Genomic DNA, 15,060 nt, shown 5'->3' with positions numbered 1-15,060 from the left:
GCCAGAAATTGAAGTAGGGCTCAGGGCTTGCGCAGCAAGCGCTGCAGCTGGCTGTCGAACCACGCGCCGAAAGCTGGCGCAGGCTGTGCCTCGACAGCCAGGTACCACCAGTCATCGGCAGCGAAGGCCCGGCATTTCACCGCATCCTTCTCGGTCATGACCAGCGGCAGCGCCGGGCTGAACGCCAGGCTTTCGGCGCTGAACTGCGCGTGGTCGGCAAAGGGATGCGGCACCGGTTGCCAGTTTAGCCCCAGCAGGGTATTGAAGAAACGTTGCGGGTTGCCGATACCAGCAACCGCGTGCAGGCGCTGGCCTGCCGGGAAATGATCCAGCCCACGGCGCTCGCCGCTGCGCAGGTTCACCAGGGCGGACGGCTGCAGGCGCAAAGCGAAACCCTCGGCGCGGTCTTCACTGGCGCCGTTGAACAGCACGGCGTCGGCATCCTGCAGCCGCTCGGCAGGCTCGCGCAGCGGCCCGGCCGGCAGGCAACGGCGATTGCCAAGGCCACGGGCAGCATCGATCAGCACCAGTTCAAGGTCACGGGCCAGGCGGTAGTGCTGCATGCCATCGTCACACAGGATCAGGTCCAGTGGCTCGCTGGCCAGCAGCGCCTTTACCGCAGCAGATCGGTCAGGGTCGATCATCAGCGGCACATCCGTGCGCTGGACGATCAGCAAGGGTTCGTCGCCGGCCTGTGCGGCTGGCTGGCTGGCCTCCACACGCCATGGGTAGTGTGGCGGCTTGGCACCGTAACCACGGCTGACCACGCCAACCTTGAGGCCCTGGCGACGGCAATGCTCGATCAGCCAGAGAATCATCGGCGTCTTGCCGGTGCCCCCCACGGTGATGTTGCCTACCACGATGACCGGCACCGGTGCCCGGTAGCTGGCACTCTCACCACTGAGAAAACGCGCGCGCTTGCGCATCACCACGCGCCGGTACAGCGCTTCGAGCGGGCGCAGCAGCGCCAGGGCCGGATGCCCGGCGTACCAGGCGGCGAGCAAGCGGTCGGCGAGCGCCATCAAGGTGTCCCCTGGGCAGCCTCGACGGTGGTCATGCGCAGGTGGCTGAAACCGAGCTTGCCGGCGGCATCCATTGCGGTGACCACGGCCTGGTGCGGGGTCTTGCCATCGGCGCTGATGGCCAGCGGCAACTTGTTGTCACCCCCCGACTCGCGCTCGATGGCCTCGGTCAGGGTCGCCAGGTCGCTCTTGGGTAGCAGGTGATTGTTCACCGAATACACGCCATCGGCGCTGATGGTCACTTCAACCAGTTTGCCCTGGTCCGCTGGCGGCTGCTCGGCGCTCGCCGCCTCGGGCAGCTCGACACGCAACTGGGTCTCGCGGGTGAAGGTGGTGGTGACCACGAAGAACAGCAGCAGGACGAACACCACATCGATCAGCGATGCGAGGTTGATGTCGACGTTCTCCCGCTGGCGATTGCGCCGGAACTTCACACCTTGCCTCCGGCCACTTCCACTTCGCGGTCGCCCTGGATCACCTCCACCAGTTTGATCGCCTCCTGCTCCATGCCCACCACCAGCTCGTCGATGCGGCGCAGCAGGAAGCGATGGAAGAACACCGCCGGGATACCGACCATCAGGCCGGCTGCGGTGGTGACCAGGGCCTTGGAGATACCACCGGCCAGCACCGCGGCATTGGCGGTCATCTGCGAGCCCATGAAAGCGCTGAAAATGTCGATCATGCCCAGCACGGTGCCCAGTAGGCCGAGCAGCGGCGCCATGGCAGCGATGGTGCCGAGGGTACTGATGTAGCGCTCCAGTTCGTGGATGACGCGCGAGGCGGCTTCCTCGATGCACTCTTTCATGATTTCGCGGCCATGGCGCGAATTGGCCAGGCCCGCCGCGAGGATCTCGCCCAGCGGCGAATCAGCACGCAGGGCCTTGAGCTTGTCACTGGTGAGTTGCTTGTCCTTGATCCATATCCATACCTGGCCCAGCAGGTGCGGCGGGGTAACGCGGCTGGCGCGCAGGGTCCACAGGCGCTCGACGACGATAGCCATGGCGGCGATGGAACTCAGAATGATCGGCAGCATCATCCAACCACCGGACTTGACCAATTCCCACACAGTAAACGCCCCTCTGGAAAAAGGCCGCCACTCTAACACAGGAGCGCAAGGGGCTCATCTGCCGGAGGTCAGGGAAATGCTGCTGGGGCTCGCGAGTGTTCGCCATCACAGTTCGATGTCACAGGCGCTGAAGATCTCATGGCAGGCACCTATCAGCCCCAACCTCACCGCCCCCGCCAGAACCTTCTCTGCCAACGCACTCCCGCCACCTCCCCCTGCCCACCCAACACCACCCGCAAAGCCCCGTCCACCGCAGTGTCATGCACCACTACCCCATGCCGCCGATACCGCTCGACCACCTGCGCATGCGGATGCCCGAAGCTGTTGTTGCGCCCCCGCGAAATCAGCACCCCACGGGGTGCCGTGGCGCGGATGAAGGCCTCGCTGGAGGATGTACGGCTGCCATGGTGCGGCGCCTGCAGCCAATCGACAGCAGGCGTTTCGGTATCCGCCAGCCAAGCCCGCTCGGCGCCGGCCTCCATATCCCCCGCCAACAGCATCCGCTCGCCTTGTGCCTCGACCATCAGCACACAGGAGCGGTCGTTGCTGCTCTGCCCGTCCGACCAGCGCCAGAGAGAAAAGTCCACGCCGTCCCATGTCCATCGCTCGCCACGGGTGCAAGGTTGCAACTGAATGTCGGCCAGCGCTTCGCCACCAATGGCCCGCGTGACCGGCAAGCCTCGGTGGATGGCCGCAGCGCCACCGGCATGGTCGGCATGAGCATGACTGATCAACATCACATCCAACTGCCGCACACCCAGTTTATGCAAGGTCGGCAACACCACATGCTCGCCCAGGTCACTGTCACCCCGCGCAGGGCCTGCGTCGTAGAGCAGGCTGTGATGACGCGTGCGCAGCAGTACCGCCAAGCCTTGACCAACGTCCAGCTGCCAGACCTCGACCTGCCCATGCGGTACCGAATCCCGCGGCAGCCAAAGGGCCAGCAGCATGACCCCGCCAAGGCCGCGAAGCGGCACACCACGAGGCAGCAACAGCAGCAGAGCCCCGGCACACACCATTAACCAGGCCAATACCGGCAGTGCCGGCGGCATCCATACCGGCCGCCACTGCGCCATCAAGGCAAGCAGGCGAAACAGGAGATCCAGCGAGCCGCCCGCGACCCACAGCAAGCCCTCGCCGACACCTGCCAGTGGCAATAACAGCGTACCGAGCAATGCCAGCGGCAACACCGCCAGGCTGACCCAGGGCACCGCCAGCAGGTTGGCCACAGGCGCACTCAGGCTAACCGGCAAGCCTGTAGCCAACAGCACCGGCAAAAGACCGACAGCGATCACCCACTGAGCCCGCGCCCAGGCCTGCCAGGGTCGCCAACCGCCAATCCGTGCGGCAAAGCTGTAGATGAGGATCGCCACCGCTGCGAACGACAGCCAGAAGCCGGGTAACAACGCCGCCAGGGGTTCGACCAGCAATACCAGAATCAACGCCAGCAGCAGCGGGAACGTCGCCCCAAGCTGGCGGAAACGCAGGCGCCACAACAACACCACTGCCAGCATCAGGCAGGCTCGCTGCACCGGCACGCCGGCGCCGGCCAGCCAGCCGTAGGCCAGCGCCGCCGCCAGCGCCAGCCCGCACGCCCACGGCAACCATGGCCATCCCCGCGGCCAGAGACCCCAGCGCGCCAAGCCCGCAACCAAGGCATACAACAAACCCGCGACCAGCCCGATGTGTTGCCCGGATATCACCAGCAAGTGCACCGTGCCCGTAGCCTGCAACGTCTGCCACTGCTCGCGGGCCAAGCCCGCCCCGTCGCCGAGTACCAAGGCCACCAATGCCGCTTCCTGCCCTTGGGCATCAACCTTGAGCAAACGCTCGCGCAAAGCATCCCGCCACCCTGGAGCCACCGGGTGTAGCACCTGCCCCGCCTTTACCGTGCCGGTGGCGCCGATACGTCGCGCCAGCAGCTGGGCCTCACGATCCGGGCCATGAGGGTTCAGCAAGCCGACCGGGCGCTGCAAGGTGACCGCCAAGCGCCAATGCTCGCCAGCCCGTATGGCCGGCCCATCGAACCAGCTCAATTGCAGGCGCCGGGGCAGTTCGGCGCGGCGCGAGCTAGGCTGATCCAACTCGAAGCGCACGCCCTGCGCAGTTCGCGTCGGCAAGCCGACGACCCGGCCCTCCAGCCAAAGCGTGCGGCCATCCAGGCCCGCGGTCAGGCGATCATCCAGGGCCTGCTGGGCCGACCAGCAGGCCCAGCACAGCCCCAGCACGAAACAGCCCAGTGGCCATAACCGCGTGCACAGGCAAAAGATTGCGCCGAACAAAAGCAGCAAAAGCCATCCGACAGATGGCAAAACGGGAAGCAGGCCCAGGCACAGCAGCCCGAGCGCGAGCGCAAACATCCCTGTGCGCATGAAGTAGAGCTCCAGAAGCAACATCGCTTACAGAGGCATAGACGAAAAGCCGGCTTTGTCCGCTCAACAATTGTCACAAACTCTAAACGAGGCCGACCGGGAATCGAGGCATACTGCCCCAATCAACGCTCCGGGAGCCTACATGCCGCGCCGACTTTTCAAACGCTACATGCCGGACCCGACCAGTATTCGGGAACACAAGTCCTTACGCTTTTTCGGCAAGCTGCTGCATGACCCGAACCTCTGGCATCTCAACCGCCACTCGGTGGCGCGAGCCATGGGTGTGGGCCTGTTCGCCGCGTTGATCCCCATTCCCATGCAGATGCTGCTGGCCGCGGCACTGGCGATCCCGGTGCGCGGCAACCTGCCGATCGCCGTCAGCCTGGTCTGGCTGACCAACCCGCTGACCATGCCACCGGTGTTCTTCGTCACCTACATGACCGGCGCCTGGCTGATGCAGATTCCGCCACGCAGCCTGCCGGACGAACTGACCTTCGAATGGATCACCGACCAGCTGGCCACGCTGTGGCAACCATTCCTGCTGGGTTCGGTGGTGTGCGGGGTGGTGCTCGGCGTACTCGCCTACTTCGCCACCCTGCTGTACTGGCGCTGGTGGATTGGCCGGCAGTGGCGCCGGCGCAAGCAACGGCTGTCAGGCGCGCATGCCACGGCCGCTGACCAGCAGCCGCACGCAAAGCACATAGAGCACTGCGGTGGCCACCAGCATGAAGCTGATCGCCGTACCAATACTGATATCCGACACCCCTAGGATGCCGTAGCGGAACGAGTTGACCATGTGCAGCACCGGGTTGGCCAGCGACACGGTCTGCCAGAACGGCGGCAGCAGGTTGATCGAGTAGAACACCCCGCCCAGGTAGGTCAGCGGGGTCAGCACGAAGGTCGGGATGATCGAGATATCGTCGAAGTTGCGCGCGAATACCGCGTTGACGAAGCCCAGCAACGAAAAGATGGTCGCGGTCAGCAGCACCACGACAACCGTCACGCCCAGGTGGTGCACCTGCAGGTCGGTGAAGAACAGCGACAGGATGGTCACGATCACCCCGACCGCCAGCCCCCGCAGCACGCCGCCCAGCACATAGCCGACCAGGATGGTATGCGGCGACACCGGCGACACCATCAGCTCTTCGATCGAGCGCTGGAACTTGCTGCCGAAGAAGCTCGACACCACGTTGCCATACGAGTTGGTGATCACCGACATCATGATCAGCCCCGGCACGATGTACTGCATGTAGGTAAAGCCACCCATGTCACCGATCTGCCGGCCGATCAGGTTACCGAAAATGACGAAGTACAGGACCATGGTGATCGCCGGCGGCAGCAGGGTCTGCGGCCAGATACGCAGGAAGCGCCGCACTTCGCGGTAGACGATGGTCTGCAGGGCAACCCAGTTGGTGCGCAGTTCGACACTCATACGGCCACCTTCGACAGGTTTTTTTCCACCAGGGACACGAACAGCTCCTCGAGTCGGTTGGTCTTGTTGCGCAGGCTCTGCACTTCGATGTTCTGCAGCGCCAGCTGGCCGAACAGCGCGGTGATACCGCTGTCTTTTTCCACCTGCACTTCCAGGGTGTGCGGGCTCAGCAGCCGGCACGGGTAGCCCTGCAGCACGGGCGCCGTGGCCAGGTCCTGCTTGAGGTCGAGGACGAAGGTCTCGACATGCAGCTTGCCCAGCAGTTGGCGCATGCTGGTGTTCTCGACGATGGTGCCGTGGTCGATGATGCCTATGTTACGGCACAGCTGCTCGGCCTCTTCCAGGTAATGGGTGGTGAGGATGATGGTGATGCCCTTCTGGTTGAGCTCGGTCAGGAAGCTCCACATCGAACGGCGCAGCTCGATATCCACGCCAGCGGTAGGCTCGTCGAGGATCAGCAGGCGCGGTTCATGGATCAGCGCGCGGGCGATCATCAGGCGGCGCTTCATACCGCCAGACAGCGAGCGCGACGGCACATCGCGCTTGTCCCACAGGCCCAGCTGGGTCAGATACTGTTCGGCGCGCTCCTTGGCGATCTTGGCCGGGATACCGTAATAGCCCGCCTGGGTCACGACGATGTCGAAGCATTTCTCGAACTGGTTGAAGTTGAACTCCTGCGGCACCACGCCCAGGCAACGCTTGAGCGCCGAGGGCTCACGGTCCAGATCGTGGCCAAACACGTTCACCGTGCCACTGGTCTTGTTGACCAGGGTCGAGAGGATGCCGATGGTGGTGGACTTGCCGGCACCGTTGGGGCCGAGCAAGGCGAAGAAGTCGCCTTCGGCAACATCCAGATCGATGCCCTTGAGGGCCTGGAAGCCGTTGCCGTAGGTCTTGGTCAGCTGTCGGATGGACAGGGCGGAACTCATAGCGGGTCACTTACCGAAGAAAAAGGTGCAGGACACGCCAGGGCAGATCACTGGCGCAGTGAGTGCGGCCATGGTGCAAGGCCAGGCCGCACAAGTACAGTCACATGTATTGATAATGACTATCGAAGCAAGGTCAGGTCAGCGCAGTCATCACTGCAGCCTGGTAGGCCGGGCGGGCCTTGAGCCGCGCGTACCAGGCTTCAAGGTGACGCATGGCCGGGCGCTCGATGGGCATCTCGAACCAGGCATAGACGAAGCTACCCAGTGGGATGTCGCCCATGCCGATCTGGTCACCGGATAGATACGCCTGCTTGGCCAGCGTTTCATCGGCGATGGCCAGCAACTTAGCGCATTGCTTGTGCGCGGCATTGATCGCCACCCAGTCGCGCTGGTCTTCGGGGGTGCGCAGCAGGCCCCAGAACAGCGGTCGGAACGACCCGGCGAAGGACGAGGTGGTCCAGTCCATCCACTTGTCGGCCTGGGCGCGCTGGCGTGGATCTTCCAGGTACCAGCCCTGCTCTGCACCGTATTCGGCGCACAGATAGCGGACGATGGTATTGGACTCCCACAGGGTCAGGTCGCCGTCCTCCAGCATCGGTACCAGGCCGTTTGGGTTGCGGGCACGGTAGTGCGGCTCGTTGACCACGCCGAAGGCGCCGCCAGCGTCGATCGATTGGAAATCCAGCCCCAGTTCGTGGGCGATCCACAGCGCCTTGCGCACATTGCTCGAATTCTTGCGGCCCCAGATCTTCAGCATGGCAACGTCCTTATGAATGCGGAGGTGGGACAGTCTACTCCAGAGTTTTATCGCCTGTACCGGCCTCTTCGCGGGCTTGCCCGCGAAGAGGCCGGTACAGACAAACAAAACGCTGAAACTCTGACCGCCACACCCTGTCACTGTTCTGACCCTGCCGTTCACAGCGTTACGTCTAAGCTGACTGGGACGGCTCAAGCCCTTGGTTCCAAGGAGGACCGATTATGTTGCTGTTGTGGTTGGTGGTGCTGGTGATCGGCGCGGCATACCTCACGCACCGGCGCCTGGCGCCCTTGCAGATTCTTGGCAGCATCGCCGCGTACGTGCTGCTGATGGGCATTTTCAGCAGTGCCCCTGGCTGGCTGCTGGCTCTGTTCTGGATCGTGCTGGCGCTGAAGGCTGCCCTCGTGGCGCTGCCGCAATGGCGGCGCAAGGTGTTCAGCGGCCCGGTATTCAAGTGGTTCCAGCGCACCTTGCCGCCGATGTCGCAGACCGAGCGTGAAGCCATCGACGCCGGGACCGTGTGGTGGGACGGTGAACTGTTCAGCGGCCGCCCCGACTGGCGTACCCTGCTCGCTTATCCGGCGCCCACCCTCAGCGACGAAGAACAGGCCTTCATCGACGGGCCCACCGAAGCGCTCTGCGCCATGGTCAGCGATTGGCAGATCGGCCAGGACCTGGATCTGCCGCCCGAGGCCTGGGCGCACATCAAAGCGAATGGTTTTTTTGCCCTGATCATCCCCAAGGAGTATGGCGGCAAAGGCTTCAGCGCCTACGCCCACTCGCAGGTTGCCATGAAACTGGCCACCCGCAGCGGCGACCTTGCGTCCACGGTGATGGTGCCAAACTCCCTCGGCCCGGCAGAGTTGCTGTTGCATTACGGTACCGACGAGCAGCGCAATCACTATCTGCCACGCTTGGCCCGCGGCGACGAAATACCCTGTTTCGCCCTCACCGGCCCTCTGGCCGGCTCTGACGCCGGAGCCATGCCTGACACCGGCGTGATCTGCAAAGGCCAATGGCAGGGCGAGGAAGTCATCGGCCTGCGCCTGAACTGGGAAAAGCGCTACATCACCCTGGGCCCGGTCGCCACTTTGCTGGGCCTGGCGTTCAAGGCCTACGACCCGGACCATCTGCTGGGCGAGGAAGAAGAACTGGGTATCAGCCTGGCGCTGATCCCCACCGACACCCCCGGCGTGGACATCGGCAAGCGCCATCTGCCGCTGGGCGCCGCGTTCATGAATGGCCCCAACAGCGGCAAGGACGTGTTCGTGCCGCTGAGCTTCCTTATCGGCGGCCAGGCCATGCTCGGCAAGGGCTGGATGATGCTCATGAATTGCCTGTCGGTGGGCCGTTCGATCTCGCTGCCCGCCGTGGGCACCGGCGCGGCCAAGTACACCAGCCTGGTCACCGGCCAATACGCCAATATCCGCGAGCAGTTCAACGTGCCGCTGGCTGCCTTCGAGGGCATCCAGGAGTCGCTGGCACGCATCGGCGGCAACGCCTGGCTGATGGACAGCGCCCGCCTGCTCACCGCCAAGGCCGTGGACCTGGGCGAAAAACCCTCGGTGCTGTCGGCGATCCTCAAGTACCACCTCACCGAGCGCGGTCGCGAATGCATCCAGCACGCCATGGACGTGCATGGGGGCAAGGGCATCATCATGGGCCCGAACAACTACCTGGGGCGCAACTGGCAGGGCGCGCCGATCTTCATCACCGTCGAAGGGGCCAACATCCTCTCGCGCAACTTGATGATCTTCGGCCAGGGCGCTATCCGCTGCCACCCCTTCGTGCTCAGGGAAATGGCCCTGGCCGCCCGCGAAGACCGCGACCAGGCGCTGGTCGAGTTCGATGACCTGCTGATGAAGCACATCATGTTCGCCGCCGGCAATGCGGCCAGCACCTTGATCTACGGCCTGGGCCTGGGTCGCCTGGAGCAGGTGCCAGGCGATGCCCTGAGCCAAGGCTACTTCCGCGCCCTCAACCGCCAGGCGGCGGCGTTCGCGATGATGGCCGACCTGTCGATGATGCTGCTGGGCGGGGCACTGAAGCGCCGCGAGCGCCTCAGTGCCCGCCTCGGCGATGTTCTCAGCTACCTGTACCTCGCCAGCGCCGCCCTCAAGCGTTATCACGATCAGGGCTCGCCCGAATACCTGCAGCCGCTGTTGCGCTGGGCCATGGAAGAAAGCCTGGGCCAGGCGGAGCATGCGCTGGACCGCCTGCTCGACAACTTCCCCAACCGTTTTGTCGGCTGCGCACTGCGGGTGCTGGTATTCCCCTTCGGCCGTCGCCATACAGGGCCCAGTGATGAACTGGATGCCGAAGTGGCCGAGCTGATCGGTCGGCGCAAGGGCGACCCGGCGCTGGAAGCGCTGCTCGCCGGCTGTTACCGCCCGCAAGCAGAAAACGACCCGGTCGCCGCGCTGCAAAGGGCCAGCGACCAGCTCGACGACACGGCGCCGCTGCGCAAGGCACTTCACCAGGCCATCAAGGAAGGCAAAGTCCAGCCAACCCCCGGCCAATCCAGCATCGCCGCCGCCGTCGAGGCAGGCGTACTGCAACCTGGCGAAGGTCAGCGCCTGCTCGATGCCGAACAGGCGCGGCGCAAGGTGATCGATGTCGATGCCTTCGACAAGGCACAACTGCTCGCTGAACCCGGCACGGTGCGCTGACCCTTCGCGAGCATCGGGGGGGCGGCGTATACTCCGCACCCCGTTTCAGCCATACCGAGGACCCATTCCATGGCCAACCCCCACCTGGAATATCACCTGCAACTGCTCCAGCACCTGCGCACCATCCTGGTGGCGCTGGGCGAGGCAGAGCAGGTGCCGGAAGAAAGCCACGCCCTGTTCCTCGAACGCTTCGACGAACTGCTGACGCTGTTGCCACAGGACCCGCTGCAAAGCCAGTACCTGGGCCAGGACCTGATCTGCCAGGTGATACAGCGCTATCCGCAAATCGCCCACCTGGTGCCACGTGATCTGTTGTGGTTCTTTGCCGGCGATTGCCTGCACTTCATGCCGGAAGAGGAACTGGCGCTGTATCAGCAGCTGGAAGAGCGTCGCTTTGAAGCCGAACAGAACGGCGAGCCATTTGACTGGCTGACGGAGAAGCATCAACTCGCACTTGCCGGCGAACAACCTACCCGGCACTGAGTTCATCCCCTCGCGCCTCGTGCTCTGATGAGGCGCCCCTCCCGCCGTGCACCCTCCACCTTACAATCGATGTTGATCTTTCTTACGCAAACCAGCATTTGCGTTTTATTATCTTTCTGACAAAAAACATAACTTTCACCGATTGACACTTAAAACATCCCACAAGACTGCTTGAAAGCACCTACAACCAATTCAGATTTCATACCGCACCAACTCATACTAACGCTGCATTAAAAAAATATTAAATATCAATTTGAAACTCTATCGTTGCATTTAAAACTTCACAACCGCTAACATTTTTCTCGAGTTCAGGCACACGCCAAGTTCTCCATATACTTAGCGTGAGCCCCTCACCTCCATTAACTATTCAAAAGAGTTCATTAGTATGAAGAAGTCTCTTCTGGCACTTTCGCTCGGCCTGCTTTCGGCTACCGGCATGAGTTCGGCATTCGCCAATGGCACCATCAACTTTGAAGGCCGTATCACCCAGGACACCTGCCCCATCGATGTGCGCAACCCCAACGACGGCTCCTCGAGCAGCGTGGTGAAAATGGGCACTGTGCCAGCAGTAAAGTTCACGGCCACCGGCCAGGAATACGCAGGCAAAGGTTTCTCTCTGGTCATCCCCGATATCGCCGATTGCAAGGGAGCAACTAACGAAGCCAACGTGATGTTCAGCGGTGCCAGCAGCACCGGCGACTATTTCGACCTGAACCCAGGTAATGACAGTGCGAAAAACGTAGTGATCGCCGTGCGCGACGTTTCAAATGGCCTGGTCAAGCCGGGTGTACCTACGGCCGACACGCCACTGGCAGCAAGCGGCGAGACCATCATCCCGTTCATGGCCTATTACCGCTCCACCGCGAACAGTGTCGAAGCGGGCGTGGCCTCTGCTGACGTCAGCTTTACCGTAAACATCCTGTAACGGCAGCGACCGGCACAGCCACGGACGCTGTGCATCAGTTGTACAAACGTTATTCGCCAGGCGTGTAGCTGCGCCTGGTTCCACAGGTCCCCTCTCCATGCATGATTTGATTTCCGTGGCGCCCCGCGCCCGAGCGGCCGTGGCCGCCTGCCTGACCGGGTTGTGGCTGGCTATCAGCGCCAATACCAGCCAGGCAGCCCTGACCCTGAGTAACACCCGCATCGTTCACGAGAGTGACAAACGCAGCACCTCGATCGTGGTCCGCAACCCCAGCGCCCAGGCATTCGCTGTGCAAGCCTGGGTCAATACCGAAGCGGACGACAACACCAGCCCGGTTCCGCTACTGCCCTCACCCCAGTTGTTCAGCCTGGCCCCGGGCAACGAACAACTGCTTCAACTCAATGCACTGCCCAATGACCTGCCTGACGACCGCGAGAGCCTGTTCTACCTCAATGTGCAAGAGATCCCCCAGGCCGAACCCGATCAGGCCAATGCCCTGAGCATTGCCCTGCGAACCCGGCTGAAAGTGTTCTACCGGCCCCATTCGATCAAAGGCACGCCAGCCAGGCAGATCGACAAGTTGCAATTCACCCTGGGCACGGCAAATGGTGGGGTGCAGCTGCTGGTGAACAACCCGACGCCATTCCACATCACCTTCAGCCACCTCAAGGTCAGCGACAGCGAGCAGACCAGCATGCTGAAGAACCCGGCAATGGTGGCGCCATTGAGCACAATGGCCTACCCACTGGACATCCGCCCCCGCCCACCCATGAAGGTGACCTTCGGCATCATCAACGACTTCGGCGGCTACACCACACCGACTACCCGCCCCGTCACGCTCGAACCCTAGTCGACCGCCCACAGGCGAGGACTCTTCTCATGCTCCTGATTTCGCCCGACCGACGAGCGCCCGGCCGCTCGCCTCATGCCTCTGCGTGCCTGCTCACAGGGCTTTGCCTGTACGCCACGACCGTGGTAGGCCAGACACCACCGGACCTGCGTTTCAACCCTGGCTTTCTGCGCCAGGTCGGTGATCAGCGTACAGGGGACAGCACCGTGCTGCTGGAGAGCCTGGCAAGCGATCAGACTCTCGTGCCCGGACGCTACCGAGTCAGCCTGCTGATGAACCTCGACCACCTTGGCCAGCATGAACTGGACTTTGTCGCAGGCGCTGATGGGCAACTGCATCCCTGCCTGCCAGGGCCATTGTTGAATGACCTTGGGGTAAAGCTTGACGCGCTGGCCGACCCCGAGTTGCCCAATGCCACCTGTGTAGACCTGCCTGCGGTCATTCCCGGCGCGCTCATCAGCTTCGAAAGCCACGAGTTGCGGCTGTCCATTTCCGTACCCCAGATCGCCATGCGGCGGGAGGTCGCAGGCAGTGTCGACCCAGCCCGCTGGGACAGCGGCATCAACGCAGCTTTCGTCAACTACCAAGCCTCTGCCCAACACAACCGGGCACGCGAGGGTCGACGCACCACCAGCAGCGACGTGTATCTGAACGGCGGTATCAATCTTGGCGAATGGCGCCTGCGCAGCAGCAACACCTGGCGCAATGACGGCCACGACCAGAACCAGTGGACCCGCGGGCAGACCTACGCCCAGCGGGACCTGCCCGGCACACGGGCGAACCTGACCCTGGGCGAGACATTCCTTGACAGCGACGTGTTTCGTGGCATACCGGTCAGCGGCGTGCGCGTGGCCTCGGACATGAGCATGCTCCCCGATGTGCTGCGCAGCTATGCGCCGGTGATCCGCGGCGTTGCGCAAACCCGTGCCAAGGTGGAGATATGGCAAAACGGCTACCCCGTTTATTCCACCTATGTCAGCCCCGGGCCGTACGTCATCGATGACCTCAGCACGTCCGGCAGCGGCGAACTGGAAATCGTCGTGACCGAGGATGATGGCCAGGTCAAGCGATTCACCCAGCCCTACTCGAGCATCAGCGACTTGCTACGTGAAGGGGTATGGCGCTACAGCGCCACGCTGGGCCGTTACAACCCATCGAGCGATGTCGACAAACCGTGGCTGGCACAGGGCACCCTGGCAATCGGCATGGCCTGGAACAGCACCGTGTATGGCGGCATCATGGCCGGGGATTATTACCAGGCGAGCAGCCTGGGCGTGGGCCGGGACTTCGCCGAGTGGGGTGCACTTGCCTTCGACGTCACCCACGCCCGCAGCAATGTGGGGCCAACTGCAGGTGGGGAGGTACAAGGGCAAAGCTATGCCCTTAAATACGGCAAGGCGTTCTTCACCGGCACCTCGCTGCGCTTTGCCGGTTACCGCTACTCGACCATCGGTTACCGCGATTTCGACGAGGTTGTGAACCAGCGCAGCCACAGCCGTGCATTCACCGGCAGCCGACGTAGCCGCCTGGAAGGTTCGGCGTTCCAGCAGTTCGGCCAGCATCATTCTTTGAACCTGACCTGGTCGCAGCAAGATTACTGGCAGCGCAGCGGCAAACAGCGCCAGTATCAACTGGGCCTGAGTACCTACCAGGCCGGCATCAGCTGGACCCTCGCCGCTTCCCGCTCCCTGTCCGACCGCGGCCACAGCAGCCGGCAAGCGAGCCTGACAATGTCGATGCCGCTGGATCTGGGCGCATCCACCCACGCCTCCTACAGCCTGTTCAACAACCGCAACGGCTACAACCATCGCGCCTCGCTGAGCGGCAGCAGCGATGATTATCGCAACAGCTACACCGCCAGCATTGCCCAGGACGAGCAGCGCCGCAACGCAGCCGCGGTCTCGCTCAACCACTCGGGCACGCATGCCTCCGTTGGCTTGGGGGTGACCGAAGCCAGCGAGTACCGCAACCTGTCTGTCAACGCCAGCGGCGCATTGCTGCTACACGATGATGGATTGCTGGCCGGGCCGTATCTGGGCGATACCGCAGCGCTCGTGGAGGTCCCGGGCGTGGCGGGAGTCGGCGTGCATAACGGCCATGGTGCGCGCACCAACGCCAAAGGCTACGCCATGGTTGCGGGGCTGCAACCGTACCGGGTCAACCAGCTCACGCTGGATACCGACCATCTGGGCCCCGACGTCGAGTTGGAAAACGGTACCGCCCAGGTGGTGCCAAGGCGCGGCGCGGTGGTCAAGCAACGTTTTGCCGCTCGCCAGATCAACCGCCTGGTCCTGACCTTGAAGCACCTTGACGGCCAGCCCATACCCTTCGGCGCACAGGTCGTGGATGCTCAGGGAGGCAGGTTGGGGCTGGTCGGCCAGGCTGGCCAAGTCATGCTTGACCTGGCCGAGCCACAGGTCGTGACCGTGCGCTGGGGCGAACGAGAAGAGCAGCGATGCGGCCTGGACCTCGACCCACAGAACATCGAGCCCACCGATGGTTACCGCCTGCAGACCTTGACCTGCGCCTGAATGCGCCCACCTGGAAGCCTTGAC

The 15,060-nt window shown here is 63.2% G+C and carries 13 protein-coding genes; 6 read left to right on the top strand and 7 right to left on the bottom strand.

Features of this window, described 5'->3' with window-relative positions; all coding sequences use genetic code 11:
- Positions 1 to 20: 20 nt before the first annotated feature.
- The 4 genes from lpxK to APH33_RS03095 form a co-directional block, all read right to left on the bottom strand.
- A complete protein-coding gene (gene lpxK, locus APH33_RS03110; RefSeq protein WP_054883741.1) occupies positions 21 to 1,022 on the bottom strand; it encodes a tetraacyldisaccharide 4'-kinase in 1,002 nt (333 codons plus the stop codon).
- Complete coding sequence (locus APH33_RS03105) at positions 1,022 to 1,456, bottom strand: biopolymer transporter ExbD (protein WP_054883740.1); 435 nt, start codon at positions 1,454 to 1,456, stop codon at positions 1,022 to 1,024. Before APH33_RS03105 ends, lpxK begins: the two co-directional genes overlap by 1 nt.
- Positions 1,453 to 2,088 (bottom strand): MotA/TolQ/ExbB proton channel family protein, encoded by a 636-nt coding sequence (locus tag APH33_RS03100; protein ID WP_054883739.1) that lies wholly within the window; start codon positions 2,086 to 2,088, stop codon positions 1,453 to 1,455. Before APH33_RS03100 ends, APH33_RS03105 begins: the two co-directional genes overlap by 4 nt.
- Positions 2,089 to 2,252: 164 nt before the next feature.
- A complete protein-coding gene (locus APH33_RS03095) occupies positions 2,253 to 4,460 on the bottom strand; it encodes a DNA internalization-related competence protein ComEC/Rec2 (RefSeq protein ID WP_054883738.1) in 2,208 nt (735 codons plus the stop codon).
- A 142-nt stretch (positions 4,461 to 4,602) separates the two neighbouring features.
- On the opposite strand from APH33_RS03095, the gene APH33_RS03090 reads away from it, so the two are divergent.
- Positions 4,603 to 5,229, top strand: a complete 627-nt coding sequence (locus tag APH33_RS03090; RefSeq protein ID WP_156351871.1) for a DUF2062 domain-containing protein — start codon at positions 4,603 to 4,605, stop codon at positions 5,227 to 5,229.
- Here the strand turns inward: APH33_RS03090 and APH33_RS03085 are convergent.
- The 3 genes from APH33_RS03085 to APH33_RS03075 form a co-directional block, all read right to left on the bottom strand.
- Positions 5,113 to 5,892 (bottom strand): ABC transporter permease, encoded by a 780-nt coding sequence (locus APH33_RS03085; protein WP_054883737.1) that lies wholly within the window; start codon positions 5,890 to 5,892, stop codon positions 5,113 to 5,115. The two genes, APH33_RS03090 and APH33_RS03085, sit on opposite strands and share 117 nt — an antisense overlap.
- Entirely contained in the window at positions 5,889 to 6,821 is a 933-nt protein-coding gene (locus APH33_RS03080) for an ABC transporter ATP-binding protein (protein ID WP_054883736.1), read from the bottom strand. Before APH33_RS03080 ends, APH33_RS03085 begins: the two co-directional genes overlap by 4 nt.
- 133 nt (positions 6,822 to 6,954) lie before the next feature.
- Positions 6,955 to 7,578 carry a glutathione S-transferase gene (locus tag APH33_RS03075; protein WP_054883735.1) on the bottom strand — a complete coding sequence of 208 codons (624 nt, stop codon included), beginning with the start codon at positions 7,576 to 7,578 and terminating at the stop codon, positions 6,955 to 6,957.
- A 221-nt stretch (positions 7,579 to 7,799) separates the two neighbouring features.
- Between APH33_RS03075 and APH33_RS03070 the strand changes: the two genes are divergently transcribed.
- From APH33_RS03070 to APH33_RS03050, 5 genes are all read left to right on the top strand, one after another.
- Positions 7,800 to 10,247, top strand: coding sequence for an acyl-CoA dehydrogenase (locus APH33_RS03070; RefSeq protein ID WP_054883734.1), 2,448 nt, complete (start codon positions 7,800 to 7,802; stop codon positions 10,245 to 10,247).
- A gap of 69 nt (positions 10,248 to 10,316) precedes the next feature.
- Positions 10,317 to 10,730 (top strand): PA2817 family protein, encoded by a 414-nt coding sequence (locus APH33_RS03065; protein ID WP_054883733.1) that lies wholly within the window; start codon positions 10,317 to 10,319, stop codon positions 10,728 to 10,730.
- A gap of 385 nt (positions 10,731 to 11,115) precedes the next feature.
- On the top strand, positions 11,116 to 11,655 hold the full coding sequence (locus APH33_RS03060; RefSeq protein ID WP_054883732.1) for a fimbrial protein: 540 nt from the start codon (positions 11,116 to 11,118) through the stop codon (positions 11,653 to 11,655).
- Between the two features lie 97 nt (positions 11,656 to 11,752).
- Positions 11,753 to 12,505, top strand: coding sequence for a molecular chaperone (locus APH33_RS03055; protein ID WP_054883731.1), 753 nt, complete (start codon positions 11,753 to 11,755; stop codon positions 12,503 to 12,505).
- A gap of 29 nt (positions 12,506 to 12,534) precedes the next feature.
- A complete protein-coding gene (locus APH33_RS03050; RefSeq protein ID WP_082433409.1) occupies positions 12,535 to 15,036 on the top strand; it encodes a fimbria/pilus outer membrane usher protein in 2,502 nt (833 codons plus the stop codon).
- Positions 15,037 to 15,060 lie beyond the last annotated feature (24 nt).

The organism is Pseudomonas sp. NBRC 111130, assembly GCF_001320485.1.
Lineage (GTDB): Bacteria > Pseudomonadota > Gammaproteobacteria > Pseudomonadales > Pseudomonadaceae > Aquipseudomonas > Aquipseudomonas vlassakiae.
The sequence above is the reverse complement of the archived record's forward strand: the minus strand, read 5'-3'. Positions and strand labels throughout refer to the sequence as shown.

Coding starts and splice junctions, on each gene's coding strand:
- lpxK (WP_054883741.1), bottom strand. CDS start 1,022: ATGGCGCTCGCCGACCGCTTGCTCGCCGCCTGGTACGCCGGGCATCCG.
- APH33_RS03095 (WP_054883738.1), bottom strand. CDS start 4,460: ATGCGCACAGGGATGTTTGCGCTCGCGCTCGGGCTGCTGTGCCTGGGC.
- APH33_RS03090 (WP_156351871.1), top strand. CDS start 4,603: ATGCCGCGCCGACTTTTCAAACGCTACATGCCGGACCCGACCAGTATT.
- APH33_RS03085 (WP_054883737.1), bottom strand. CDS start 5,892: ATGAGTGTCGAACTGCGCACCAACTGGGTTGCCCTGCAGACCATCGTC.
- APH33_RS03080 (WP_054883736.1), bottom strand. CDS start 6,821: ATGAGTTCCGCCCTGTCCATCCGACAGCTGACCAAGACCTACGGCAAC.
- APH33_RS03075 (WP_054883735.1), bottom strand. CDS start 7,578: ATGCTGAAGATCTGGGGCCGCAAGAATTCGAGCAATGTGCGCAAGGCG.
- APH33_RS03070 (WP_054883734.1), top strand. CDS start 7,800: ATGTTGCTGTTGTGGTTGGTGGTGCTGGTGATCGGCGCGGCATACCTC.
- APH33_RS03065 (WP_054883733.1), top strand. CDS start 10,317: ATGGCCAACCCCCACCTGGAATATCACCTGCAACTGCTCCAGCACCTG.
- APH33_RS03060 (WP_054883732.1), top strand. CDS start 11,116: ATGAAGAAGTCTCTTCTGGCACTTTCGCTCGGCCTGCTTTCGGCTACC.
- APH33_RS03055 (WP_054883731.1), top strand. CDS start 11,753: ATGCATGATTTGATTTCCGTGGCGCCCCGCGCCCGAGCGGCCGTGGCC.
- APH33_RS03050 (WP_082433409.1), top strand. CDS start 12,535: ATGCTCCTGATTTCGCCCGACCGACGAGCGCCCGGCCGCTCGCCTCAT.